General features: G+C 33.6%; 22 protein-coding genes and 1 riboswitch. Of the genes, 13 read left to right on the top strand and 9 right to left on the bottom strand.

All coding sequences use genetic code 11. From position 1 onward, the window contains the following. Positions 1 to 10 precede the first annotated feature (10 nt). From aroA to P8V03_RS04600, 5 genes are all read left to right on the top strand, one after another. Positions 11 to 1,291 (top strand): 3-phosphoshikimate 1-carboxyvinyltransferase, encoded by a 1,281-nt coding sequence (gene aroA, locus P8V03_RS04620; RefSeq protein ID WP_318796949.1) that lies wholly within the window; start codon positions 11 to 13, stop codon positions 1,289 to 1,291. Next, positions 1,272 to 2,342, top strand: coding sequence for a chorismate synthase (aroC, locus tag P8V03_RS04615; RefSeq protein ID WP_261673158.1), 1,071 nt, complete (start codon positions 1,272 to 1,274; stop codon positions 2,340 to 2,342). The genes aroA and aroC overlap by 20 nt, the downstream gene beginning before the upstream one ends. 107 nt (positions 2,343 to 2,449) lie before the next feature. After that, the gene (locus tag P8V03_RS04610; RefSeq protein ID WP_428978963.1) at positions 2,450 to 3,583 is read left to right on the top strand and encodes a chorismate mutase; all 1,134 of its coding nucleotides are present in this window, start codon (positions 2,450 to 2,452) and stop codon (positions 3,581 to 3,583) included. Then, on the top strand, positions 3,584 to 4,396 hold the full coding sequence (aroE, locus tag P8V03_RS04605) for a shikimate dehydrogenase (protein ID WP_318796947.1): 813 nt from the start codon (positions 3,584 to 3,586) through the stop codon (positions 4,394 to 4,396). Positions 4,397 to 4,438: 42 nt separating this feature from the next. Then, complete coding sequence (locus P8V03_RS04600) at positions 4,439 to 4,954, top strand: shikimate kinase (protein WP_318796946.1); 516 nt, start codon at positions 4,439 to 4,441, stop codon at positions 4,952 to 4,954. A 68-nt stretch (positions 4,955 to 5,022) separates the two neighbouring features. On the opposite strand, the gene P8V03_RS04595 is transcribed toward P8V03_RS04600, so the two are convergent. Next, positions 5,023 to 5,622 (bottom strand): ABC transporter ATP-binding protein, encoded by a 600-nt coding sequence (locus tag P8V03_RS04595; protein WP_318796945.1) that lies wholly within the window; start codon positions 5,620 to 5,622, stop codon positions 5,023 to 5,025. Between the two features lie 358 nt (positions 5,623 to 5,980). Here P8V03_RS04595 and P8V03_RS04590 point away from each other — a divergent pair, with 358 nt between their 5' ends. After that, positions 5,981 to 6,985 carry a 2-hydroxyacid dehydrogenase gene (locus P8V03_RS04590; protein ID WP_318796944.1) on the top strand — a complete coding sequence of 335 codons (1,005 nt, stop codon included), beginning with the start codon at positions 5,981 to 5,983 and terminating at the stop codon, positions 6,983 to 6,985. 5 nt (positions 6,986 to 6,990) lie between these two features. Here the strand turns inward: P8V03_RS04590 and P8V03_RS04585 are convergent, their stop codons facing one another. Together P8V03_RS04585 and P8V03_RS04580 are read right to left on the bottom strand one after the other, a co-directional pair. Beyond that, positions 6,991 to 7,737 (bottom strand): ABC transporter permease, encoded by a 747-nt coding sequence (locus P8V03_RS04585; RefSeq protein WP_318796943.1) that lies wholly within the window; start codon positions 7,735 to 7,737, stop codon positions 6,991 to 6,993. Next, a complete protein-coding gene (locus P8V03_RS04580) occupies positions 7,709 to 8,710 on the bottom strand; it encodes an ABC transporter substrate-binding protein (RefSeq protein ID WP_318796942.1) in 1,002 nt (333 codons plus the stop codon). Before P8V03_RS04580 ends, P8V03_RS04585 begins: the two co-directional genes overlap by 29 nt. A gap of 291 nt (positions 8,711 to 9,001) precedes the next feature. On the opposite strand from P8V03_RS04580, the gene P8V03_RS04575 reads away from it, so the two are divergent. After that, positions 9,002 to 10,675 carry a sensor histidine kinase gene (locus P8V03_RS04575; RefSeq protein ID WP_318796941.1) on the top strand — a complete coding sequence of 558 codons (1,674 nt, stop codon included), beginning with the start codon at positions 9,002 to 9,004 and terminating at the stop codon, positions 10,673 to 10,675. A 251-nt stretch (positions 10,676 to 10,926) separates the two neighbouring features. Here the strand turns inward: P8V03_RS04575 and P8V03_RS04570 are convergent, their stop codons facing one another. Together P8V03_RS04570 and P8V03_RS04565 are read right to left on the bottom strand one after the other, a co-directional pair. Continuing rightward, positions 10,927 to 12,552, bottom strand: a complete 1,626-nt coding sequence (locus P8V03_RS04570) for an amidohydrolase (protein WP_318796940.1) — start codon at positions 12,550 to 12,552, stop codon at positions 10,927 to 10,929. Positions 12,553 to 12,667: 115 nt separating this feature from the next. Beyond that, a complete protein-coding gene (locus tag P8V03_RS04565; RefSeq protein WP_318796939.1) occupies positions 12,668 to 14,041 on the bottom strand; it encodes an APC family permease in 1,374 nt (457 codons plus the stop codon). Positions 14,042 to 14,180: 139 nt separating this feature from the next. Further along, a riboswitch (Lysine riboswitch) is annotated at positions 14,181 to 14,364 on the bottom strand. A 187-nt stretch (positions 14,365 to 14,551) separates the two neighbouring features. Here P8V03_RS04565 and P8V03_RS04560 point away from each other — a divergent pair. Together P8V03_RS04560 and P8V03_RS04555 are read left to right on the top strand one after the other, a co-directional pair. Next, positions 14,552 to 14,764, top strand: coding sequence for a hypothetical protein (locus tag P8V03_RS04560; RefSeq protein ID WP_318796937.1), 213 nt, complete (start codon positions 14,552 to 14,554; stop codon positions 14,762 to 14,764). Positions 14,765 to 14,803: 39 nt separating this feature from the next. After that, positions 14,804 to 16,759 (top strand): translation factor GTPase family protein, encoded by a 1,956-nt coding sequence (locus P8V03_RS04555; protein WP_318796935.1) that lies wholly within the window; start codon positions 14,804 to 14,806, stop codon positions 16,757 to 16,759. Positions 16,760 to 16,841: 82 nt separating this feature from the next. On the opposite strand, the gene P8V03_RS04550 is transcribed toward P8V03_RS04555, so the two are convergent. From P8V03_RS04550 to P8V03_RS04540, 3 genes are all read right to left on the bottom strand, one after another. Further along, on the bottom strand, positions 16,842 to 18,629 hold the full coding sequence (locus P8V03_RS04550; RefSeq protein WP_318796934.1) for an ABC transporter ATP-binding protein: 1,788 nt from the start codon (positions 18,627 to 18,629) through the stop codon (positions 16,842 to 16,844). Beyond that, positions 18,629 to 20,371 (bottom strand): ABC transporter ATP-binding protein, encoded by a 1,743-nt coding sequence (locus P8V03_RS04545; RefSeq protein WP_318796933.1) that lies wholly within the window; start codon positions 20,369 to 20,371, stop codon positions 18,629 to 18,631. The genes P8V03_RS04550 and P8V03_RS04545 overlap by 1 nt, the downstream gene beginning before the upstream one ends. A 219-nt stretch (positions 20,372 to 20,590) precedes the next feature. Then, complete coding sequence (locus tag P8V03_RS04540; protein WP_318796932.1) at positions 20,591 to 21,451, bottom strand: YitT family protein; 861 nt, start codon at positions 21,449 to 21,451, stop codon at positions 20,591 to 20,593. Positions 21,452 to 21,717: 266 nt separating this feature from the next. On the opposite strand from P8V03_RS04540, the gene P8V03_RS04535 reads away from it, so the two are divergent. After that, positions 21,718 to 22,269 carry a rhodanese-like domain-containing protein gene (locus P8V03_RS04535; protein ID WP_318796931.1) on the top strand — a complete coding sequence of 184 codons (552 nt, stop codon included), beginning with the start codon at positions 21,718 to 21,720 and terminating at the stop codon, positions 22,267 to 22,269. Between the two features lie 96 nt (positions 22,270 to 22,365). On the opposite strand, the gene P8V03_RS04530 is transcribed toward P8V03_RS04535, so the two are convergent. Next, a complete protein-coding gene (locus P8V03_RS04530; protein WP_318796930.1) occupies positions 22,366 to 24,228 on the bottom strand; it encodes a sensor histidine kinase in 1,863 nt (620 codons plus the stop codon). Positions 24,229 to 24,511: 283 nt separating this feature from the next. Between P8V03_RS04530 and P8V03_RS04525 the strand changes: the two genes are divergently transcribed. The 3 genes from P8V03_RS04525 to P8V03_RS04515 all read left to right on the top strand — a co-directional run bounded on the left by P8V03_RS04525 (position 24,512) and on the right by P8V03_RS04515 (position 26,363). Then, positions 24,512 to 24,820: a hypothetical protein gene (locus P8V03_RS04525; protein ID WP_261673140.1), complete on the top strand. Its 309-nt coding sequence runs from the start codon at positions 24,512 to 24,514 to the stop codon at positions 24,818 to 24,820. Positions 24,821 to 24,920: 100 nt separating this feature from the next. Further along, positions 24,921 to 25,859: an EamA family transporter gene (locus tag P8V03_RS04520; protein ID WP_318796929.1), complete on the top strand. Its 939-nt coding sequence runs from the start codon at positions 24,921 to 24,923 to the stop codon at positions 25,857 to 25,859. Between the two features lie 99 nt (positions 25,860 to 25,958). Then, a complete protein-coding gene (locus tag P8V03_RS04515; RefSeq protein WP_318796928.1) occupies positions 25,959 to 26,363 on the top strand; it encodes a ribosomal maturation YjgA family protein in 405 nt (134 codons plus the stop codon). Positions 26,364 to 26,871 lie beyond the last annotated feature (508 nt).

The raw sequence follows: 26,871 nt of genomic DNA, 5'->3' as shown, positions 1-26,871 counted from the left end.
GAGAGGTTTTATGAAACATATAAGAATTAATCCCAGTAAATTAAAGGGAAGCATAGCAGTTCCATCATCAAAAAGCCTTTGTCACAGAGCAGTAATTTGTGCCAGTTTGTCTGAAGGAGTTAGTAATATTGAAAATCTATTTTTTTCTCAAGATGTGAAGGCAACCTGTCAAGCTATGAGCAATTTAGGAGTAGAAGTGGTATACAAAGGAGAGTCAAAAATAAAAATAAGAGGTACATCTAAATTGGAGGCAAAAGGCAATAGTATTGATTGTTTTGAATCTGGCTCTACCTTAAGATTTTTAATACCTATAGCTGCCACCTTAGGAGAAGAGGTTACTTTTAATGGAAAGGGTAAGCTTGTTGCGAGACCTTTAGGAGATTATTATAGAATATTTGAGGAACAGCAAATTCAATATGAAAATATAAATGGAAAGCTACCATTAACTATTAATGGAAGACTAAAATCTGGTGAATATAGAATCAAGGGAGATGTAAGTTCACAATTTATAAGTGGTCTATTGTTTGCACTTCCACTTTTAGAAGGAGATTCAAGGATAACAGTTACAACGGAACTGCAGTCTAAAGCCTATGTAGATTTAACTATAGATGTCCTTAAAGCTTTCTCAATAGAAGTGAAAAATGTTGATTATAGAGAATTCACTATTAAGGGAAATCAAAAATATATAGCATCAGATTATAAGGTTGAAGGAGATTTCTCCCAGGCTGCCTTCTGGCTTGTGGCTAATGTTTTAGGATCAGAAGTGGTATGTAATGGAATGAGTATGAATTCTCTTCAAGGAGATAAAGTTATAATAGAAACAATAAAATCCATGGGTGGAGAGATTGTTGTAGAAGGAGAGAAAGTTAAAGCTTTACCCTCTCAAACAAAGGGAACGGTGATAGATGCTTCTGAATGTCCAGACTTAGTGCCTGTGCTTACCGTATTAGGAGCCTTAAGTGAAGGGACTACAGAAATAGTAAATGCAGAAAGGCTTAGATTTAAGGAATCTGATAGGTTAGCAGCTATAACCTCTGAACTTAATAAAATTGGAGCGGACATAGAGGAAAAGGAAGATAGATTAATAATAAGGGGAAAGGAAACCCTCATAGGAGGCAAGGTTAACAGCTGGAACGACCATCGCATAGCTATGGCACTGGCAGTGGCATCTACAAGATGTAAGGAGCCTCTTATAATAGAAGATGCTGATTCTGTAAAAAAATCCTATCCGAATTTTTGGGAGCATTTTAAAGAATTGGGAGGTAGTGTAGATGAGTGGAATTTGGGGTAATAATATTAAGCTTTCTATTTTTGGAGAGTCTCATGGAAAAGCAATAGGAATAAATATAGATGGACTTGAACCAGGTATAGAATTAGACTTAGACTATATTAATAAAGAAATGGGAAGAAGAGCTCCGGGAAAAAGTAAGCTTGCAACTTCAAGAAAAGAAGAAGACAGCTTCCAGATACTAAGCGGATATTTTAATGGAAGGACTACTGGAACACCTCTCTGTGCAATAATTTATAACACAAATCAACATTCAAAGGATTATGAAAAAACTAAAAACCTAATGAGACCTTCTCACGGGGATTTCACTGGATATATTAAATATAAAGGATTTAACGATTATAGAGGAGGAGGACATTTTTCTGGAAGAATAACAGCACCACTAGTATTTGCAGGAGCGGTGTGTAAGCAGATTTTAGAAAAAAAAGGTATAGTTATTGGAAGTCATATAAAGAGTATTGGTAAATTAGAAGACAAAAGTTTTAATATGGTTGATATAGATGAGAAAGTATTAATAACATTAAGAGAAAACTTGTTTCCAACAATAGATGAAAAAATCGCCTTAAAAATGAAAGATATTATTATAAAAGCTAGGGAAGAAAAAGATTCGGTAGGTGGAGTTATAGAAACGGCAGTTATTAATCTGCCAGTAGGAATTGGAGAGCCTTTCTTCGATTCTGTAGAAAGTACTCTAGCACAGCTTTTATTCTCTATTCCAGCAGTAAAGGGAGTAGAGTTTGGTTCAGGATTCCATATAACAGAGTTGAAGGGGTCAGAGGCTAATGATGAATATTATATGGATGGAGATAAGGTAAGAACCTATAGTAATAATAATGGAGGAGTTTTAGGAGGAATTACTAATGGAATGCCTTTAGTCTTTAGAGTTGCCATAAAACCAACGCCTTCAATTAGTAAGGTTCAGAGAACCATAGATATAGACAGTGGCAAAAATAGAGAGATGGAGATAATAGGAAGACATGATCCCTGTATTGTGCCTAGGGCGCTGCCAGTAGTAGAAGCTGCTGCAGCTATAGCTATACTGGATTTATGTTAACTTGTTTAGTAGCATTTGCTGTCTCTAAAATCTCAGTTTAAATAGGTTTAATTTAACGAATTAATTGTAGAAGTTACTGTCTATTTGAATAAGAGGAAGTGATAATATTGAGAGAACTGGAGGATTTGAGAGGACAAATTAATGAAATAGATGAAGCCTTAGTGAATTTATTTAAGAAGAGAATGACAACAGTTTCTAAGGTGGCAGAGTATAAAGCTAAAAATTCCATGGAGATATTTGATGGGACAAGAGAGGACCAAATTATAAATAAACATTTACAGAGCATAGAAAATGAGTCTTTAAAACTTAGTTTAAAAGAATTTCTTCAGGCTATGATGACAATAAGCAGAAGGTCCCAGGAAAAAATAATATCTGAAGTTTTACAGGGGAATAAAGTGGAACATAATAATACATGCTGCAAAGTTGGTTTTCAGGGAGTAAAAGCCTCTTTTAGTCATCAAGCATTGCTGGAATACTTCGGTACGGAAACAGAAACCAGGTGTTTTTCAACCTTTAGGGAGGTCTTTGATGCAGTAGACAGAGGGGATATAAAGTATGCTGTTTTACCTATTGAGAATTCATCTACAGGAAGTATTGCTGAAATTTATGATTTACTCCGTAAGTATGGTTTCTATATAATAGGTGAAAAGTGTATTAAAGTTAATCATAATCTAATGGCAGTTAAGGGCACTGACCTTTCTGATATAAAGGAAGTATATTCTCATGAACAGGGTTTTTTGCAATGTAAGGACTTTTTTGATAATCATAGAGAGTGGACACTTATTCCCTATTTTAATACTGCAAAAAGTGCTCTATATATTAGTAGGGAAAATCTTAAAAGTAAAGCTTGTGTAGCTAGTAAAAAGGCAGCAGAGGTATATGGGCTGGATATTTTAAAGGAAAATATCAATTATAATAGTAATAACTATACTAGATTTATAATAATAGGCCGGCACATGGAACCTAAAGAAGAATGTGATAAGTTAACTATAGTTGCATCGCTGCCTCATAAGGTTGGGGCTTTATACGGAATCTTAAAATACTTTGCAGAAAATAACTCCAATATGATGAAAATAGAGTCAAGGCCTATTGCAGATAAGTCTTGGGAATATTTCTTTTATATAGATTTTCAAGGTAACATATTAGAAGATAGGACTAAAAGAATAGTAGAAGAAATAAAGGAAAAAAGCCTATACTTTAAACTGCTAGGAAATTATAAAGGTGAGGTGAATTGTATATAAATGAGTAATTTTTATGGGTTAATAGGAGAAAAATTAGGACATAGCTTCTCTCCTCAAATAAATAAGTTAATTTTAGAAAAGATGAAATTAAAGGGAGAATATAATTTATTTGAAATAAAAAAGGAGAATCTACAGAAGGCATTAGAAGGATTAAAAGCTCTCGAAGCTAAGGGGGTAAATGTAACTATACCTTACAAGATAGAGATTATAAAATACCTAGATAAGCTTTCTAAAGAGGCAGAGAAGATAGGTGCAGTTAACACTATATCCTTTTCCAATGGAATACTTACAGGATACAATACTGATTATCATGGCTTTGGTGCTTCATTAAAAAATGGTCAAATAGATATTTGTAACAAAGATGCAGTAATACTGGGTACCGGAGGTGCCTCTAAGGCAGTAGTTCAATATCTTATAGACAATGGAATAAAAGATATTATTTATATAAGCAGAGATCCCAAAAATGGACTAAAAAAAATAAAAGATTTTAAAATAATGTCTTATAAAGACATGGATAATTTAGGAGCTAAAGATATTATTATAAATTGTACTCCCTGTGGAATGTATCCTGAGGTGGAGTGCTGTCCAGTGAATCAGGAGAGTTTATCAAGATTTTCTGTAGCTGTGGATTTAATATATAATCCAGATCAAACGATTTTCCTTAAGAAATCGGAAGAACTAGGTCTTAAAACTGTAAATGGACTTTATATGTTAGTGGCACAAGCTGTAGCTGCACAGGAAATTTGGCAGGGAGTAGCAATTGCTGAGGAAACTACTGAAGAAATATATAAAGAGATAAGGAGCAAATTTTAATACTTCAATAGCAAAATAATAAGATAGTGAGATGTTATAAAAATGTATAAAAACATAGTTTTAATAGGTATGCCAGGCTGTGGAAAGACAACTATAGGTAAAATATTGTCTAGTAGGTTAGAATATAATTTTGTGGATTTGGATGAATATATAGAACAAATAAGCGGTAAGACTATAGATCAACTATTTAATAAAGGTGAAGGTTATTTTAGAGCTTTGGAAAGAGAAGCTGTGGGCAAATTAAGTAACGGAGAAAATCTGGTTATAGCCACTGGCGGTGGTGTAGTAAAAAACTATTTAAATATTAGAGATCTTAAAGAAAAGGGCGTTATAGTTTTTATAGATAGACCAGTAGAGAATATTGCACAGGATGTAGAAGTAGCAGGAAGACCTCTTTTGAAGGAGGGAGTACATAAGCTGTATGAACTCTTTAATGAGAGATATGAGCTTTATAAGGAGTATTGCGATTATCATATAGTTAACGATAAGGGTATAGAGAAGGCTATAAAAATAATAATAGAAAGGTTGACTTTAGAAGGATTACTGGCTACAGATTAAAAATACGAACCAAAGCATTACAGTTAACAGTAGATGCTTGGTTCGTATTTTTTAGGATTCTCAAACTATTACAGGGTATAAATTATATCTCCTAGGACTTCTGCTTCCTTCATATCATGGGTTACCAAGATAACAGTTCTTTTATCAGTGTTATGAATATGTAAAAATTCTTCAATTATCTCTTTCTTTAATTTATCGTCTAAGCCTTTAAAAGGTTCATCCATTAAAAGCAATCTACTTTTATAAGCAAAAGCCCTTGCGATAGACACCCTTCTCTTCATTCCGCCACTTAACTGTCTTGGAAACTTATCCCTATGCTCTAGTAGTTTAACTAAATCTAAATATTTATTTATAAGGAAGTCCATTTCTTCTTTATTCATTGTAGATTTTAATACGAAAGCAATATTTTGGTAAACTGTAAGGTGCGGAAGAAGTCTATCCTCCTGAAATATATAGGATATGCTGTTATCTTTTAAAAGCACCTGTCCACTGTCTTCCTTTTCAACACCACTTATTATCTTTAGCAAAGTAGTTTTTCCACAGCCGGAGGGGCCTGTAATAACAGTAATTTTATTTTCTTCTATATTCATATTTAAATTACTTAGAACTTTATGTCCGTCATAGGACTTACATAAATTTATTAACTGTACTTCGCAATTATTTTTCATAGTTCTAATAGTTTATAGCATGTATTAATTTTCTTTAAAGCTTGAAGGATACTGTCAGCTCAAACAATTGTCTAGACAATATAGAATAACTATACAATGCTATATATCCTTTCTAATAATAGATAATAAATTTTTAATCTAAATATCTATAGGTAAAACAGCATTATTTCCAAAGTTAGAGTTAAGTCAACACTTTTTGTTGCCATTTTATCCCTTTACAATAACTATACTATATAGTTTATGTTGTTTCAATGCTGTTATATAATAAGTATGTAAGAAGCAAATAATCTATTAGAAGTACATTAAAGTTGTTAAAATACTTATCTCTGACAATTGCTACTATTATATTACTTTAAATATGGAGGAGTACAATATGAAGATTTTAATTATGGGAAATAAAGACCGTTATAAAAAATATATGCCGGACATAGATATTATAAAAGATATTACTATGGTTTTCTGTCCTCGTGATGCAAGTGATGAGGAACTGTTACAAGTTGCTTCTGATGCAGAGGCCATTGCTATTGACCCTACGGCAAAGCTTTCAGGGAATGTTATTCGTAAGATGGCTAATCTAAGAATAATCCAGTCAGAAGGTGTTGGATACAACGGCATTGATTGTGAAGCTGCAAGGGAAAGGGGCATATATGTCTGCAACAGCAAAGGTGCAAATGCAGCTGCAGTGGCAGAGCAGACAGTGCTTTTAATGCTGGCATTACTTCGTAAAATTACCGTCGGTGATCGTACGGTTAGGGAAGGCAATCAAATACATATGAAGGAACAAATGATGATAGAAGGCATCACAGAACTGTCTGATTGTAAAGTCGGTCTTATTGGATTCGGTGACATTGCAATGGCAACAGCAAAAAGGCTGGAACCCTTTGAATGCCAGCTATACTATTATAGCAGAACCAGAAAAGCATTAGATGTGGAAGAGGAATACAAGGTTTCTTACATGGATTTAGAGGAACTAGCAGGTACCTGTGATATTATCAGTATTCACTGTCCAGTGACCCCTGAAACAACCGGAATGATTAATAAAGAATTTCTAAGTAAAATGAAGGCAAGTGCATATATCGTTAATACAGCCCGTGGTGAAATCGTTGACAATGAAGCACTTTATCATGCCATTGTATCGGAACAAATACAAGGTGCCGGCTTAGATACTGTGGCTCCAATACCTGTTACATTAGATAACATACTTTTAAATTTACCGGAGAAATATGCTGACCGAATTATTTTTTCACCACATATCGGTGGAGTTACTACTAGCTTTTTCTACCGTGCCCATAAGAAAAACTGGTTGAATATTGACGCTGCATTAAAAGGGCAGCGTCCTAGTAATATTGTAAATGGATTATAAGCTTATTATTTCCTAACATAGTACTTAAAAAGAGCTTCAAAAATAAAACTCAAAAGTACTACAACTATAGTCCAGGCAAAGAGTTCTGCTGTTTCTAAAGTGGACTTGGCATTTAGAAGGTTTAAGCCTATGGAGTATTTAGGTGTACTTAAAATTTCAGAGGCTACAGAAACCTTCCAGCCAAGACCTAAGCACATAAGCACTCCAGAGATAACATAGTGTTTAATAGAAGGTAAATAAACATCCTTTAAAATATACTTTCTTTTAACCTTGTAGACTTTAGCCATTTGTATTAAATTAATGTCTACTGCTTTTATACCCTGAAGTACATTAGTATATATTATTGGGAAACATATTAAAATAGTTGTGAAAATTACTACATTAGAAGACCTAAACCAAACCAAAGCCAGTATTATTATAGACATTACTGGAGTAGCTTTAACAACTATTATAAAGGGCTGAAGAAGTTCTTCTATAAATTTTACTAGTCCAGCAACCACCCCAATTAATAAGCCCATTGTTATAGAGAAAAGAAGTCCCACTAATACTCTAAATATACTGCTGAAAACACTTCTCCAAAAATATAATTTCCCTGTAAGAATAGATAGTACCTTTAAAACCTCCAAAGGAGAAGGCAGTAAAAGAGGATTGTTAACAAAAAGGGAGCAAAGCTCCCAAATAAAAAACCAAAATACTAGTATACCTATTTTTCTGCCTATCTTTTTACTTTCCACTGTAATAGAACTTTTCATCTGGGATTTTTCCTCCGATGGATTTAGGATCATTTTCCTTTAGAACCTCATAAAATTTATTTAAAGCTTCTTTTGACTCCTCTGCAGACATAAATACTATATTGCATTTTGGAATAGCCATTTCTGCTATCTTAGCATTAGCTATTATTCCATTTTTCTCTATAAGTTTTCCTGCCTCTGCTTTATTATTGTTTACAAAATCTACGGAAGCTTTATATTTAGTTAAAAAGTCCTGTACATCCTTCGATCTCTTATCTACAAAGTCCTTTCTAAATACCAAAGTACCCATAATCAACTTGCCCTTGTCTCCTGATACCTTTTCCCATTCCTTAGTAAGGTCTATAGGAACCTGAAGCTCTTTGTTTTTCATTTTGGTAGTAGTTACAAAAGGCTCTGGCAGCACTGCTATTTGTACTTCCTTTGATGCTACTGCTGCAGCTAAGTCACTGTGCTGCATTTTATACTCAATTTTAACATCTTTATCTGGCTCTAAGCCGTTTTTCTTTAGAATGTAGTTTAAAGTGTATTCCGGTGTACCGCCTTTACCGCTGGAATAAATAGTTTTTCCCTTTAAATCCTTAATATCTTTAATACTATTGCCATTTTCAACTATATAAAGAATTCCTAAAGTATTTACTCCTAATAATTGAATTTTTCCTGAGGTTTTGTTATATAAAATCGGTGCTAGGTTAGACGGTACTGCAGCTCCATCTACATCACCATTTACAATTTTAGAAACTATCTGATCCGGTGAGTCAAATAGGGAAATATCATAAAGATCTTTATTATCTTCCATAAGCTTCACTATACCCATTCCTGTAGGACCCTTTAAAACCGCTATTTTAATTTTTTCTTTTTTCTCCTGTTGAGGAGCTTGTCCTGAATTGCTAGTTTCCTTTGAACAACCTACTGTAAATAATGCTGAAAATACAAGCATTAATGATATAAGTAGGGTTCCTATTCTTCTTTTCATTTTGACACCCCCTGGTTTTTTAGTAGTTATGTTACATTAGTGTTAAGTAATAACTATAATTATAATTATATACCAAAATAATCTTTAAATCTATTGAAAAATGTATATTTATGTAAAATTACATTTTTACAGCGGTTATGTATTAGTGTTTACTGAGCAGCATAGAAACTGTAGGTAGCCCCCAATATTACTGCTAAATCAACTGTGCTTAATTAAAGGGTGTATATGCTTTTCTATTATAAAGGTGGTATACTAAATTAGACAGATTACATTCTCAGAGGTGGTTTAATTTTGATAAACTTGATTCAAAAATTAATAAATAATCTTGGCTACATAATTCTACTGGCCTTTATAGTATCACGGTCAGGAAGCTTTCGAAATATAATTCAAAGGGATAAACTGAAGAACATAGATAGAGTTACTTTGTCCATTATATTTGGCAGCTTTGGTATTCTTGGAACCTATACTGGAATGGATTTACACGGTGCTATAGTTAATAGCAGAATAATTGGTATAATGGCTGGAGGGATTTTATGTGGTCCCTTTGTTGGTATTGGCTCCGGCTTAATTTCTGGTATACATAGACTTTTTATAGACAGGGCGGGAATAACTGCGGTACCCTGCTCTATAAATGCAGTTTTATCCGGACTAATAGCTGCTTATATTTACAAAAAATGTAGAAAGCAAAATAGATGGATTTATGGGATATTTGGGGGAATAGTTGCAGAAACTCTGGAGATGATTTTGATTTTACTTATAACAAGGCCCTTTTCTTCTGCTCTTATGATAGTTGAGAAAATTTATATTCCTATGGCCTTTATTAATGCAATTGGGGTATCTATTTTAATTTCCTTAATTCAAAATCTTTTTGATGAAAAGGAAGAAATCGAAGCTATGCAGGCAAAAATTACTTTAGAGATAGCTAATAAAACTTTGCCTTATTTTAGGGAGATAAATGAGGAATCCTTAGGAAAGATTTGTAATATTATAAAGGATTATGTAGGCGCTGATGCAGTAGCAATTACTAATAAGGAATATATATTATCTCATGTTGGTCTTGGTTCAGATCATCATAAAAAAGGAGGAAAAATCTTAACAGAGGCTACAAAGACGGTTATGAAGTCTGGAGAGATTTTATGGCTAAACAGCTCTGAAGAAATAAACTGTACTTCTGATACCTGCCCTTTTAACTCTGCAATCATAGTGCCTATAAAGGATGAAGATGAAATTACAGGTACTTTAAAAATCTATTACAGAAAAAAAGATGCTATATCCTTCAAGATTAAAAATTTAGCAGAAGGACTTTCTAATATAATATCTAATCAGTTAGAAATCAGCAAAATAAATAAACTAAAGGAAATGGCAAGTAGGGCAGAGTTAAAGGCTCTTCAAGCTCAAATTAATCCCCACTTTTTATTTAATGCTTTAAATACCATTGTATCCTTTATACGAATTAGTCCAGATAGAGCAAGACAATTAATAATAGATTTATCTACTTATTTAAGACATAGTTTAGAAAACATAGAGAGTTTTGTAACCCTTAAGGATGAAATTAAACAGGTTAAAGCTTATATAGAAATTGAAAAGGCTAGGTTTGGTAATAGGCTTAACTTTATATATGATATTGATGACAGTATAAACACAAAGGTTCCTAACCTTATAATCCAGCCTATAGTAGAAAATGCTATAAAACATGGAATATTAGAAGGCAGCGGAAGTGGTACTGTAAAGCTTATGGTAGAGACCTTTGATGAAAACAGAGTAAAAATAACTGTTGAAGATGATGGTGTGGGCATAGCTGAAGAGGTTATTCAGAAGGTATATGAGGGAGATATTAAAAAAAATAAAATTGGACTTTCAAATGTACATAACAGGTTAAAACATATTTATGGAAAAGGTATAGATATTAAAAGATTACAGAAGGGTACTAGAATGAGCTTTTTCGTATACTCTTTAAAGGAGTGATAAAGTGAACTATATAATTGTAAATTTAAATAGGGTACCGGAAATAATTTCTTGGTTTAAATTGCTGTAGCTAATATATAGTGAAGCTGTGCTTATTAGAACCTTAAGTGAAATAGAAAAATACTGAGACAGTAAAAGGGGCCCTATGGGGTGAACACTAGAAAAAAAGTATTTCACCTATAGAGTCTCTTTTACATTACAATGAATGCCTCAGTACTTTTTTATCCTTTGCAGGTTATTAGAAGGGGCGTCTATCTTTTAAAGACAACCTTTCCACCTAATATAGTCATTTGTATTTGAATATCTTTGATTTTATCTTCAGAAACCTGAAAAATGTCCTCAGATAAAACTACCATGTCTGCTAGTTTACCTTCTGTAATAGAGCCTTTAATGTTTTCTTCAAAGGAGGCATAGGCACTTCCAAGGGTGTAGTTATAAAGGGCTTCTTCAACGGTAAGCCTTTGCTCCGGCATCCAGCCTTCCTCTGGGTAACCTTTAAGATCCTTTCTAGTTACTGCACAGTAAATTGAAGGCATAACATCTAGTGGCTCTACAGGGCAGTCAGTGCCAAGTGCAATATGAATTCCTTTTTGCAGCATTGTTTTAAAGGCATAGGAGTTTTCCATTCTGTTCTTTCCAATTCTATCTTCTACCATATGCAAGTCATAATGGATAAAGATTGGCTGAATATGAGCTAGTACATCTAGTTCCTTAAACTTGTTAAGTAAAGTCTCATCAGTTATTTGACAGTGAACTATGCTGTGGCGGTGATTCTTTCTAGGAATAACCTGTAAGGCTTTTTCTATTGCTTCAAAGGTCATATACATTGGTTTATCTCCGATACAGTGAACTGCAACCTGCATGCCTTGTCTGTGAGCTATTCCTATAAGTTCATCCAATTCCTTTTGAGTATAAACTAATATACCAGAGGTAGAAGGGTCATCAGAGTAGGGTGCGCATAAGGCTGCAGTTCTAGCACCTAAAGAGCCGTCAACTAATATTTTAAGAGGTCCTATTTTAAAGAACTCATCACCCTGTCCTGTCATATAGCCTTCCCTTAAAAAGTTTGTTACTTTATCCATAGTTTTTAGAAGGTATTGTTCATATATTCTTAAGGTTAGGTTGTTTTCATCTTTTAATTCCTTATAGGCCTTTATAACCATATCGTAATCTACACCTGGAATGTGGCCAAAGTCATCAGATTGAATAGAGGTTAGGCCTTGGCTGTTAGCATAGGCTGCTGCTTCCTTTATCATCTCTTTTACTTCTTGTAAAGTCGGGCTTGGAATTTTGTTGTTTATAAGAGCAAGAGCCTTTTCTCTAAAAATACCTAAAGGCTCACCCTTTTCATCTACATCAAACTGTCCTCCCTCAATTTGAGGAGTGCCCTTTGTAATACCAGCAAGTTCAAGGGCTTTGCTGTTAACCACTGCTATATGAATGCAGGCTCTAGTTAAAACTATTGGATGCTCCGTAGATATTTTATCCAAATCATATCTTGTAGGAAATCTCTTTTCACTTTGAAAGTAATCGTGGTTCCAGCCCTTTCCTAAGACCCACTTACCTTTCTCTATAGCTTTTTCCTCTATAAAAGTCTTTGTTTTTTGCAGTATATCATCTATAGAGGTACAGTTATTTAGCTCTACCATTTTTAAGCTATTTGCAAAGTTTAGAAGGTGCATATGGCTGTCGTTAAAGCCTGGAACCATTACTTTTCCACCTAAATCTATAACCTCAGTGTTTTCAGTTTTAAGGGATAAAACCTCATTGTTTTTTCCGATTTTAATTATTTTTCCATTTTTAACAGCAACAGCCTCTACAATTTCTTTAGAGCTGTCCATGGTGTGAATTTTTCCATTTGTTATTATTAAGTCCATATTTTAAGACCTCCAGTTTAGAAGTTTTTTATAGTTTAATATCCTTACTAGTCATATAGTATATATTTATCCCTGCAACTAAAGCTGTAATCTTTAATTGCAGGATGGTATAATTTTATGCTTCTATTTTTTTCTTATTAGACTCATTATTCATTCTATTTTTAAACACATAGTACACAGGTACGCCTACTATAGGAACTATAAGTCCTATTAGTGAAGAGCGAGGGTCTGTAATTAAAGTATTTACTAAAATAAATAGAGAAACTAATATTACTAGAATTGGCAATATTGGATATCCCCATACCTTATAAGGTCTTTCCATATCAGGATATTTTTTTCTTAGTACAAATACAGAGCATATAGTAAGAATATAGAATATCCACTGTGAAAATACAACCATTGTTGTTAGCTGCTGGAAAGAACCAGTGAAAATCAATAATATAGATACTACAGCAGAAGCAATTAATGCTGGTACTGGAGTTTTATATTCTGGGTGAATTTTTTCAAACCATTTAAAGAAAATACCGTCCTTTGCCATAGCGTAGTACAAACGTGGAAAAGCAAGTACACAGCCATTACAAGAACCAAATATAGAGAGAAAAGCTCCAATTGTAACTAAAATTCCGCCGGCAGAACCTATAAGTTTCACTGCGGCAGCGGCACCAGGGTTTGCATTTGAAGCTATAACACCAACTGGTAAAACCTTTAAAAGAGCATAGTTAAATAGCATATAAACTGCTGTAACACCAGTTATAGCAATAATCATTGCAAGTGGGAGGTTTTTTCTAGGGTTTTTAATTTCTTCTGCCACTGTATTAAGGTTTGTCCACCCTTCATAAGCCCAAAGGGATGCTATTAAGGCTACAGCAAAGGTTCCTGCAATTCCTGTCCCTGCACCAGGTGATACTGTCATAGGATTATGTTCACCACCAAGAGCAAAGCCTAAAGCAATAATTATTAGTATAGGGATTAGTTTTCCAATCATGAATACATTTTGAATTAAGCTTCCAAATTTGATTCCCAGGCAGTTTATAACTGTTAAAATAATTATAACTGCTACTGCAAAAAGTTTTATAGCCATAGGAGATAGGGGATACAGATTGCTAAAATAGGTTCCAAGACCTACCGCAAGAGCTGCAATAGAGCCGGAAGCACCAATCCAAAAGAAGGTCCAGCCTTGCAGAAAACCAACTAAAGGACCGAAAGCCTCTCTTAAGTAAACGTAGGCTCCTCCAGACCTTGGCATAGCTGCTCCAAGTTCAGCATAGCAAAGTCCTGCAAGTAAACTAACTACTCCTCCTGCCAGCCAAACCAGCATAGCGAAACCGGGAGCATTGTTTGAACGCTGAAGTACAAAGGAGCCTATAAAAAATATTCCAGATCCTATCATAATTCCAGCGATTATGGACACAGCACTGAAAAGTCCCATTTCTCTTTTAAGTTCCGTATCTATTTTTGTAAGTTCTGATATTTTATTATTATTACCCATTATAACATTCCTTTCATACTAAATTTAACTAAAAAGTCATTTTTTCTATAAAAATGGAAACAAAAAAACACCTAACAGGTTGTTAAGTGTGTCTTTTATACATATAAGTATGCATACCTACACCTCCCCCTTAAACCTAGAATGAGATAGCGCTCCATTAGAATAATGGTCAGTTATTCTAATGACAGTCCTGCACCTCTTTGATGCAGACCCAACCTTAAGCTTTAGGTTCTTAAGATTTCGGCGATGGCTCCTTTCTGTATACTTCTCCGGTTTCCAGCCTCCATATACTTACTTTTAGACATCGCGCCTCTACCTCACCTCTTTAGGAGATGAGGCATTATTCATTTTTTTTAATATTAATACAATATGGTTAAAGTTGTCAAGAGCAAATGAAGGAAAATTTCAATTTTTCTTATCATTGTTTCGGTTTTATAGCTATAGTATAATTTAGCTATAAATACAAGAAAGTCCTGTAATCACTTAATTTTTAGGGGAGTGAAGATTAAAATGGGTAACTTTGAAAAAATGACTTCGCGGGAATTGGAAAAAAAGCTTTTAGAACTGAAGGAATACTTAGAGGATGTAGAGGAGGAAAGAATGCATGTGCTAGGACAAACTGGAATACATGTTCCTGGTGCTGCGGTAAGAAAATATGAAGCAGAGATAGAGGAAATAAAAAATAATATTAGGCAAGTAGAGCATTTATTAGGAAAGAAATAAGAGAGAGTAAGGTTTATAGCAAAAGACAGAGGTGACAAGATGAACAAAACCATTGGAATACTAGCACATGTAGATGCAGGTAAAACTACCTTTTCAGAACAGCTGCTTTATCATACAAAAAGTATTAGACAGAGGGGGAGGGTTGATCATAAAAATGCCTTTCTGGATAGCCACCATATAGAGAAGGAAAGAGGAATTACTGTATTTTCAGGGCAGGCAGTAATGACTTACAATGACTCAAATTATTATTTAATAGATACTCCTGGACACGTAGACTTTTCTTCTGAAATGGAAAGAGCCATACAGGTAATGGATTATGCCGTAATAATAATCAGTGCTGTAGAAGGGGTAGAAGGCCATACAGAAACGGTATGGCAACTTCTTAGAGAGCACAATATACCAACCTTTTTCTTTATAAATAAAATAGATAGAGCAGGTGCAGACCTAGAAAAGGTATTGGAAGAAATTCGTGTAAATTTAACGAAGGATATTTGTGATATAACAACTTCCTTTAATGAAGCTAGTATGAGTGAAGAACTAGTAGAATTTATTGCTGAAAGAGATGAAGAGCTTCTTGAAAGATATATGGAGGATAATTTCCACTTTGATCTATGGCTAAACTCCATGAGGACTATGATTAAGGAGAATAAGCTTTTTCCATGCTGCAATGGTTCTGCTCTTCAAGATATAGGCATTGTAAGTTTTCTAGAGAAATTAGATAAATTGACCCTTACAAAGTATTATAAAGAAGGCGATTTTTCAGGAAGAGTGTATAAAATTGGTCATGATGTAAATGGTACGAGGGTGACCTATATAAAGGCTTTAAGTGGAAGGTTGAAGGTAAGAGAGGAACTGTGCTATGGTGATGCAGAAGAAAAAATTTGTGAGAAAATAACTGGTATTAGAGTTTATAATGGAAATAAATTTAACGCTGTGGATGAGGTATATGCTGGAGAAATTTTTGCAGTAACAGGATTATCTAATGCTTCCGCTGGTGATGGCCTAGGAATATTAAGGGAAAAAGCAGTTTATGAAATGGTGCCTACTTTAAAATCTAAAGTGATATTTGATCCTTCTCTAAATATAAAGGAAATTTTACGGTGTTTTAGAATATTGGAAGCAGAAGACCCTTCTTTAAATGTAACCTGGGAAGAAAGTCTTCAAGAGCTCCAAATTAGTGTTATGGGAATTATTCAGCTGCAGATACTAGAGGAGCTGATTAGAGAAAGATTCAATTTAAATGTATCCTTTGGAAGGCCAGAAATTCTTTATAAGGAAACTATAGAATCAGTGGTAAAGGGCTGTGGTCATTTTGAACCCTTAGGTCATTATGCTGAGGTTCATCTTAAATTAGAGCCTGGCGAGAGGAACAGTGGAATAATCTTTGAGAATCTCTGTCACCCAGACCATTTAACAACTGGTAACCAAAATTTAATTGGTCATCACATTTTTGAAAGGGAACATCATGGACTGCTTACTGGTTCGCCGCTAACAGATGTAAAGATTACCTTATTAACAGGAAGAGCTCACAATAAACATACCTCTGGTGGTGATTTTAGAGAAGCTGCTTACAGGGCTCTAAGACAGGGATTGGAAAAAGCAAAAAATGTTTTGTTAGAACCTTATTACAGCTTCAAGATTAAGGTTTCTCTAGACCACATGGGAAGAGTTTTATCTGACCTAGAAAAGGCTAATGGAAACTTTCAGCCCCCTAAGATCATAGGGGATAAGGCTATTTTAACAGGTAAGGTACCAGTAGCCACCTTTATGAATTATAGTACTGAGTTAGCTTCCTTTACAGGTGGAAAGGGCACTTTAAGTTTAGTTTTTGGCGGTTACAGTCACTGCCATAATAAAGAAGAGATTATTGAAAAGATTAACTATAACAAAAATGCAGATCCTGAATATACATCCTCTTCAATTTTCTGTTCTAAAGGGCAAGCTTATGTTGTGAATTGGGATAGGGCAGAGGAGGAGATGCATTGCTTATATTAACAATTGAAGAAGATATTATTTGTTTTGTAGGGATTAAAGAAAGAGGTTATACCACTTTTAAAAAAGGGTATAACCTCCTTTTTTAAGCACCTTCGCTTAAAAATCTATATTGGGATGTATAAAGATTGTAATATAGTCCCTTTAACGCTACCAGTTCGTCATGAGTTCCTGTTTCAACTATTCTACCATCGTCAACCACCATAATTTTATCACAGTCCCTAATAGTGGAAAGCCTATGAGCTATAACGAAGGAGGTCCTTCCTTGAAGCAGCTTTTCAATACCTTTTTGAACAAGCTTTTCCGTTTGTGTATCAATATTGGAAGTAGCTTCATCTAGAATCAATATCCTCGGATTTGCTAGCAGTGCTCTTGCAAAAGAAATAAGCTGTCTCTGTCCAACAGACAATCTGGAGCCTCTTTCGTTAACCTCTGTATCATAGCCCTTTTCTAGACTCATTATGAAGTCATGAGCATTAACGGCTTTGGCGGCAGCAATAACCTCTTCCTCTGTGGCATCAAGCTTACCGTATCTTATATTTTCCTTAATAGTTGTGGAGAATAGGAAGGTGTCCTGAAGCATAATACCCATTTGGCTTCTTAAAGACTCTAGTTCTACATTTTTAACATTTTTTCCATCTATTAAAACCTCTCCGCCTTGTGTGTCATAGAAGCGGCTCACTAGATTTACAATGGTAGTTTTTCCAGAACCAGTTTCTCCAACTAACGCTACTGTTTCACCAGGGTTAACCTTAAAACTTACACTATCCAAAACTGCAGTACCATCCTCGTAGCCAAAGGTAACATTTTTAAATTCTACTTGCCCCTTAATTTTAGCCATTTTTGAGGCAGTAGTTACATCAATAATGTCTGGGTTTACATCCATTATTTCAAATATTCTTTCCGCTGCAGCAAAGTTCATTATTAAGGTATTATAGAAATTACTTATCTCTAAAATTGGTCTCCAGAACATACCTATATACATTGTAAAGGCTATAATGGTACCCATAGTTATACTATTGCTGGTAAATAGTTTGGCGCTGGTCCAGTAAAGTATTACCATACCTAATCCCCAGGATAAATCCACTAGAGGCCAGAATAAGTCATTAAGTTTTACAGCACTTATGAAGGAATTCATCATATCCTTAACTAAGCCTAAGAAGGTTTTTGAAGTTTTTTCTTCATTAGAAAAACCTTGAACTACCTTAATACCTGAGAAGTCCTCGTGGGTATAGGCGTTGAAGGTAGAACGCTTTCTTCTAAAGTCCTGCCATCTTCTTCTGGAGACTATCTGTATAGCAAAGAGGCTTATGCCAAGAACAGGAAGTAGTACCATGGAAGCTAGGGCTAGCTTCACATTTAAATAAAACATCATAGCTCCAGTGCAGATAATAGTTAACAGCTGAGGAATAAAGTTGGTGACACTGTTGTTAAACAAATCTTTAAGAGCGTTAACATCACCTATAACCCTAGCTAGTATTTTACCTACTGGTCTGTTGTCAAAGAATGCAAAGGACAACTTTTGAATATGACTGTAAAGATCCTGTCGTATTTTTAAAAGTATATTGTTAGTAACGGAAGCCATTTTCATAGTGCTGAAATAGGAAGCAGTCATTGATATGAGATTCAATAACAGCATAAATGCACCTATTAATAACAAACCCTTTAAATCATGATTTTTAATATTCTTGTCTATAGCTACTTTAAGGAGGTAAGGGTTTATAAGGTTGACTACCATTACAAATATTAAAAGCAGCGACACAGTAAAGACTTTTAGTTTATAGTCTTTTAAATAAGAAGAAAGTCTTTTGCCTACTTCTATATTAGATAATTTTTTTAATTCTTCATCCTGTTTAACAGTATTTATAGCCATTATCCCACCTCCTTAGCAGAAGCTAAAGTATCAAAATCTTTAAATTGTTCACAGTATATTTCGTAATATTTGCCCTTTTTCAAAAGAAGTTCTTCATGAGTTCCACTTTCTACAATTTGTCCATCTTCCACATAAAATATCTGGTCTGCATTTTTAACTGCTGAAATTCTATGTGCTATTATAAAGGTTGTAGCCTTTTTATGTCTTTCATTTAAATTCTTTAAAAGCTGGTATTCTGTTTCCATATCCAGTGCAGAGGTAGAATCATCAAGAATTAAAATGCTGGAATCTTTTATAAGTGCTCTGGCAATAGAAAGTCTTTGTTTTTGACCACCGGAAAGACCGATACCCCTTTCGCCAATTACTGTGTGGTATTTATCCTCTAGTTCCTGGATAAATTCATCAGCGCAAGCTAATCTACAGCTCTCGCTTATTTCCTCTAAAGAAGCATCTGCCTTGCCAAAACGGATGTTTTCTTCAATACTGTCGGAGAACAGAAAAGTATCTTGAGGAACTACAGCCATTTTGCTTCTTAAGTCTTTAAGAGATATGTCTTTAACGTTGTAGCCATCTATCAGGATTTCACCTTCTGCTGCATCATAGTATCGTCCAATAAGGTTAATAATTGAAGACTTACCGGAGCCTGTAGTTCCCATTATGGCAACAGTGCTGCCTGCCTCAATCTTCATGGTTACATTTTTTAACACATAATCTTCCTTGTATTTAAAGAAAACATTTTTAAATTCTATAGTTCCTTTCATATGAGGAAGCCTTATAGGATCTTCACTATCCCTAATTTGAGGTTGCACATTCATGATATTCAGTATCTTCTTAGCAGAGGCATTAGACTGTGCTATTAAATTAGTAAGCCATCCAAGCATTCTCATAGGCCAAATCAACATCCATATATAGCCGCTGAAGGCTACTAAGGTGCCTATAGACATAGAGTTGTCCATTACAAATACTCCTCCTAGTACTACTAAAAATACCATAGAAATATTAGTTAAGAACTCAATAGGAGGAAAGTAGGTTGCCATTATCTTGTTTTGCTCCATATTAAGGTTATAGTTTTCCTCATTAAGTTTAAGAAACTTTAAAATTTCATGTTTTTCTCTTGCAAAGGCCTTAACCAGTCTAACTCCTGCAATATTTTCTTGAGCAGCGGTGTTAAGGGCTACCCCCTGATCGCTTAATTTTCCATAAGATTCTCCAATTTTCTTTTCAAACTGCAGAGCTAAATAGGCTATAGGAGGCATTCCTACTAGACAGGCAAGGGTAAGCTTCCAGTCTAAGTAAAATAGTATTGCTGAAGCGGTTACAAAGTAAATAATATTTTCAATAAATAATCTTACTCCAAAGGAAACACTTCTCCAGATGTTGTCTACATCCTCACCTATTCTGGACATAAGCTCTCCTGTATTCATGTTATCGAAATAACTAAAGGGTAGACTTTGAATATGGTTAAATAAATCTTTTTTTATATCAATACTAACCTTTGTTGACAGTACATCAAATAGGTATTCTTTAGCGTAACCCAGTACGGCTCTGCTAAGGGTAACTGCAATAAAGCCCCAGAGTATTGGCCATAGTAAACTTTGCTCTCCTCCTATAAAAACCCTATCTGTTACTAATTTTTGTAAATAAGGATTCAGCATATCTATAAATATTGCTGCTGTCATAGCTATAGAAGGTATTGCAAGCATTAGCTTATGCTTCCATACATATTTAAAGGTCTCTTTCATTATTAGTATCCCCCTTCCCTAAGGCAACTTTTTACAATTAAAAAATCATGGATGTACCATGATTTTAGCATTATTAATTAATGATATAATATTCTTCTATTAATTATATGTAAAAGGTCGCAGAATTAACTACATTAAGCTTACAGTCTTTTATAATAGATGTCAATAAGTTACTTTTTGGTTTCCAAGTTAAGATTATAGTTAGCTACAAGAGAAGGTTTATAATGTGTTTTTAAACCCTTTTCCTTGAACCTCTGATGCATCAGAAATAGTTAAGAAGGCTTTCTCATCTAAGGCAGTAACTATTTGTTTCAGTTTTGGCAATTGAGAGAAGGGTACTATGCAATATAGTATTTTTTTATGTTCTTTAGTATAAGCACCTTCTCCATAAAAATATGTAACCCCTCTATGGAGACTTTCTAATATAGCATCCGCAATTTCCTCCTGTTTCTCAGTAATAATAAAAACGGATTTACTTTTATTAAAACCTCTTACCATGTTATCAACTACAAAAGAAGTTGTGTACATTGCTATTAGTGTATATAAAGCGTTAGATAGCCCAAATATAAAGGCACTTATAGAGACTATTACTAAATTAATAAGGAAAGATATTTTTCCTATGTTAAAGTTAGAATGTTTTTTTCTAATTAACATAGTTACTATATCAAAACCTCCTGTAGAACCATTATGAACAAACACTAATCCAAAACCAATTCCATTAATTACTCCTCCGTATAAGCAGTAAAGTAAGTTGTCATCAATATTTAACATATTAGAAGTTGGGTGAGTTATTATCAATGAAAGAGATAGAGATAGAGTGCCTACCAGGGAGTACAAAGTAAATCTTTTGCTTAGTTTTATAAAGCTTAAGATAAATAAGGGAATGTTCATTAGGAGAATAACATATCCTACTTGAATTTTGAACAAGTAGTGAAAAATTAACGCTATTCCGGTGACGCCTCCACTTAAGAGTTTGGCATGAATAATAAACATATTTATTCCTATTGAGCTTATAATTGTACCTATTATTATAAAAAACAAGTCAGTTACTTTGTATTTAAAAACAAACCTTTCACCCATATTATAGTCTCCTTTATATGTAAGGGTTTAATCTATTATATTATGTTACAACTTTACTAAAATTATATATGATTTTTAAGAGTAATGATTATGAGCATTTTATCAAATAGCAATTTATAATAGGGAGAATTTTTATGATTTTAATTATTAATAATTATTTAAATGCTTTTTATGCTTTGTTACAATCAAGATGGTTTATTAATTAATAATACAGGCAACTATGTTTTACATAAGAGATCAATAAAAAAGCAAATGGGGGAATTATTATGAAGAAGAAGGGTTTGATTTTGCTTATAACTATGGTACTATCGGTAGGCGTTTTTGCAGGTTGTTCATCAAGTAGTGGACAACAAACAGTTCAAACATCCACAACTACAAAAAAAGCAGGTACAGCAGTAGATGGTAATGAGGTGAATATTGAAAAGGCAGCAATAAGACTTGTAAAAACCTCAGAAGAAGGCAAGTACGCAATTGTAGGTACAGAAGAGTTAAAAGGATGGATTGATAGCAAGAAGGAAATGACTATTATTGATACAATGCCTGTCTCTAATTTTAAAGGAGGGCATATTCCTGGAGCTGTTAACGCAGAATTGCCGAAGACGGGAATAAAGGATGTAACACCGGAACAAAAGGAAGCCTTTGTTAAACTATTACCAAGTGATAAGAATAAAGCAATTGTTGTATACTGTGGGTTTGTTTCCTGTGAAAGAAGTGATGTAGGAGCTAAAATAGCTAAGGAGTTAGGTTATAAAAATGTATACAGATATCCAGGTGGAATAGTTGGCTGGAGAGACGCAAAATATTCAGAGGAAAAATAACTTTTAATAATTAAATTATATCTACATAAATCAATAGGAAGACAGGGTAACTTAGGCACTGATTACTCTGTCTCCCTATTGATTTATACAAATGTGCTATGATGTCTCAGTATAAATATCTGAAAACTCTACGGGAACTCTTTCAACTCTAGTTAGGGTTTTTATGTTATCTATAGGGCCGTTCTCATCTATCAGTTTTACAGGTAACTCAAATATAAATTGGCTTCCTTTTTCTAGCTGACTTTTTACATAAATTTTACCTTCGTGAAGCTCCACTAAGTGTTTAACCAAGGATAGTCCAATGCCTGAACCCTCAGTCTTTCTACTTAGAGAACTATCTACTTGACCATATCTATCAAATATCATTTGGAGTTTATCTTCAGGTATACCTATTCCAGAATCTTTAACTGAAACTATAATTTTTTCTTTTCTATCCAGGATATTTACTTCTATGATTCCTCCCTGAGGGCTAAATTTAATTGCATTGGAAAGTAGATTTAGCATAATTCTTTCCATCATATCAGAATCGAAAGCCATTATCTTTTCTTCTATTTCGGTATCAAATATAATATCAATATTGCTTAAATTAGTATACTCAACCACAGATAATGTTATATCCTCAATAACCTTAATGATGTTATTATTTTCTAGCTTGATTTTAATGTAATTAGACTCTGCTTTATTAATATCTATTAAGTTATTAATAAGTCTCAACAGTCTATAGCTGTTTTGTTTTTGCATTTTTATGTACTTATAGTATAATTTATTGAAAATTTCATTGGAAGGTTCTAACTTTTCAAGAAGCTGAATACAGCCTAATATAATATTTAAAGGTGTTCTTAGTTCATGAGACATAGTTGAGAAAAACTGTGCTTTTAGGTTGTTATATTCCTCTACTTCCTTGGCCCGCTTATGTAAACACTCCGCCATTGTGTTAAAGGCTTCACCGACTTCTCCTAATTCATCTTTTTCTAATCCGCTTACATTAACGTTTAGATTACCCTTTATTATTTCATTAGCAGAATCCCTTAATTTTCTTATCCTTTTAATAAAGTTATTACAGAAAGCAATTGCTATAATAAATGAAATTATATATATACATATAAATATTATAAGATTATTTTTTACTAGTGCTCTTTCTTTTGATAACAGCTCTGGTACAGAACTACTTACAAAACAGCTCCATCCTATTTCTTTAATAGGGTAACCTATTGCCATTCTTTCTAAATCATCAAAGCCATGGTACATGGAGTAAGTCCTAATAATTTCGCCCTTTAGAGCTTTTCTAGAGGGAGAGTCTTCTGGAACTACTCTTTGGGAAAAGGGAGTATTCTTGCCATCGCTACGATACACAATCCTGGCATTACTATCAACAATGCCAAAAGTGCTTTCCTTTGCTAGTCTATGTGAAGGAAAAATTTTATCTAATTTATTAATGTCTAGTCCAGTAACAACAATACCCATTAGCTGGTTATTAACTCTAATGGCTCTTACAACATGTAATATTATTTTTTTGTTATCATAACTAGGAGTTATATTACATATTATTTCATCTCTGCCCTTTGATATTTTATCTGTGTAATCACTATCTAAAATGCTTTTTCCTTTTAATTGATCGTTAGTTGTTGCAATAACCTTTCCAGAAGGACTTAGCCAAGAATATCCGATATTTGTTTCATCCTCTTGGAGAATTTTTTTTAGATAGGAGCTAATATCCTTTTCATTCCAATGAGGGTTTGAAGTTATGGCTGCTCCTATAGCATATTGGCTTGTCCATGTCTTATTAAGAAAGACCAGAAAAGAATTTCTTATAGCTTCAGCAAAATCCTGGCTAGCTACTAACTCAGCTTCAATTCTGTTACGATAGTTACTTTGAATTTTTACAAATTCTAAAATTGATAAAGGAATTAATGTAATGAAGATTAAAATTAGTATTTTTGCTCTAATAGATTTTTCCACCTTGTTCACTCCTAACAAATGTGACTACATGTGAATGAAAATATTACTGAATTTTCCAATAGTTACATCGTACCAGAAATTACATATTTATTCAATATATGCTACTATTTTTAGGTTTAAAGTAAAGGTTAGAAGTTATTTGATAACAAAAATATACATGAAAAACTTACTTTTAAATGAAGAAAATATTCTATCTGTCAAGCTTAAATTTACAAAAATTCTATGATATAATCTTTTACTGATGAATAGGTAAAGATTAATATTAAGGAGATAAGTTAAGCTAATGAGAAATAATAATAGTAAAGAAAAAAAGCAGGAGCAAGTTGGTAGAAAGTGGTGTCAATTGAAACAAAAAGAACAAATATGGATATCTAGCTTACTTAGAGATAGCTATATTAAATTTGTGCTAGAAAGAGAAAGAAAGCCTAGCAAATCAGAAAAAGAATTTATTGTTGCATGTGCTTATCTAGACATTGAAGACAGAGGCATAGGAATAACTGTTAACGAGGTTAGGAAATACTTTGAAAGTAAGATTGAGAAGTATAATAACTCAATTATCAAGGCAGGCCTTGAGCCTTATAACTGGAAGTAGGTTAGTGGAGCCTTTGCAGTTGAAAAACTATTGTTTTCTACGAATAGTTGAATAATTTTTAATAAGCATTATAATTGTTAGAGGAAGGGGTTGAATAAGATTGAATGGCAATAAAGATAAGGAAGAAAAGAAGGTTGTTTTAGCATATTTAGCTGTATGTATTTTTTGGGGTTCTACATACCTAGCAATTCGTATAGGAGTAAGCGAGTTGCCTGCTACAATTTTTGCAGGTGTAAGATTTTTAGTAGCTGGGTCAATTATGTTAGCTTTTGCTAAGCTAAAAGGGTTAGAGTTTCCAAAGAAGACAGTGGATATAAAAAGGATAGCAATAGTAGGAATGTTTCTATTACTAGGTGGAAATGGTCTAGTAGTTTGGGGAGAGAAATGGGTAAGTTCTGGCATGACTTCTCTTATTGTGGCTACAGGCCCACTTTATACAGCTATAATAGAGACATTTTTTACGAGAAGTAAGTCAATGAATATTAAAGGATGGTGCGGTATTTTAATGGGATTTGTAGGAGTTGGATTACTTGTGCTACCAAACTTAAGTACAGGTGCAACTAGTGCAAAGGGAGTAATTTTTGTAATGTTAAGTGCAATTCTATGGTCTAGTGGTTCTATTTATTCAAAAAGTTTTAAGGCTTCTGGGTCAGTAGTAACTCATATAGGTATTCAAATGTTATCAGGCGGTATAGGGCTTTCAATTATAGGAACATTTCTTGGAGAACTGTCTAAAATTCATTTAACAGGTAGAGGCGTAGGAGCACTTTTATATTTAGTTTTATTTGGCTCTATAGTAGGTTACAGCTGTTATATCTATATACTACAAAAATGGCCAGCATCTAAAGCAAGCACTTATGCTTACGTTAATCCTGTTGTTGCAGTGCTTTTAGGGGCAGTTATTTTGAAAGAGGCTGTATCTATAACTATATTAGTATCAACTGTTGTTATTCTAGTTGGAGTATTTTTAGTTCAGACTTCTGGAGCCGCTGAAGTTAGCCAACAAGAGAAGGTAAATGGGGAGAGCATTGCGGAATAGTAGATTGATGAATTTAGAGAAAAATTAATATAAGAAACTTGAATAGATTTAGAACTAGCTAAATACCTATTTTTTATGATACTAGGGAGAAATTTTTGGATGATCTATAAACGTAATAGAGTGTTATATGGATTTATGACAATGGTTGTAGTTTTTTTAGGACTATACTCAAGACGAATGAAAAGTTTTATACCGGAATTTTTAAATATATACTTAGGGGATATCCTCTGGGCATTAGTGATTTTTATTGCTTTTGCTTTCATCCTAAGAGCTAAGACAACAAAGACAGTTGCAGTAATGGCAATATCTTTTTGTTACCTTATTGAATTAAGCCAATTATATCATGCAAACTGGATAGACAATATCAGAAAGACAACGTTAGGCGGATTAGTATTGGGATATGGATTTTTATGGAGTGACTTGATAGCCTATGCTGTAGGAGTTGGAATAGGTATGATTATAGAATTAGTATATTTAGCTATGGTAAGGGGTGTCACAAGGTAGAAAGTATTTTCTACCTTATGACATCCTTTTCTATATTTTTAATTAACCAAATAACAACTGAGATAACTAAGAAAATGTTATAGATGAATTTCAAACTATTGGCAAAGTTAAGGGGAAAATAGAACTAACATTAGTTGTAATATAAATAAACTGAATCAGGTGTATCAATAGAATCATTACAAAGATATTAGAAGTAAAAAGGAGTATACGTTATTTAACTTATTCTTAAAGTATAAATCTATTATATTAAATAGTATTAAAGATGGTAAGATAGTCTTCGTCGCTTGATGGGTAACAAAATAAATAGGCGGCTAGTCAATAGTAAAATCTTTCAACAAGAATTAAAGATAAAAAACATTTAAAATATTGTTGACAAGAGCAAACAAAGATGATAAGATGTACAAGCAGTCGAGATAAGACGAAATGATCCTTGAAAATTAAACAGAGTAAGGTAAGTAAAACTTATCTATAATATAAACCAGCAATTCTTTAATGAGTCTTCTCAATG

Origin of the sequence: Clostridium tanneri (genome assembly GCF_033659955.1) — a bacterium.
Lineage (GTDB): Bacteria > Bacillota > Clostridia > Clostridiales > Clostridiaceae > Clostridium_AM > Clostridium_AM tanneri.
Note: the sequence above shows the minus strand (reverse complement) of the source record. Positions and strands in the feature narration are given on the sequence as shown.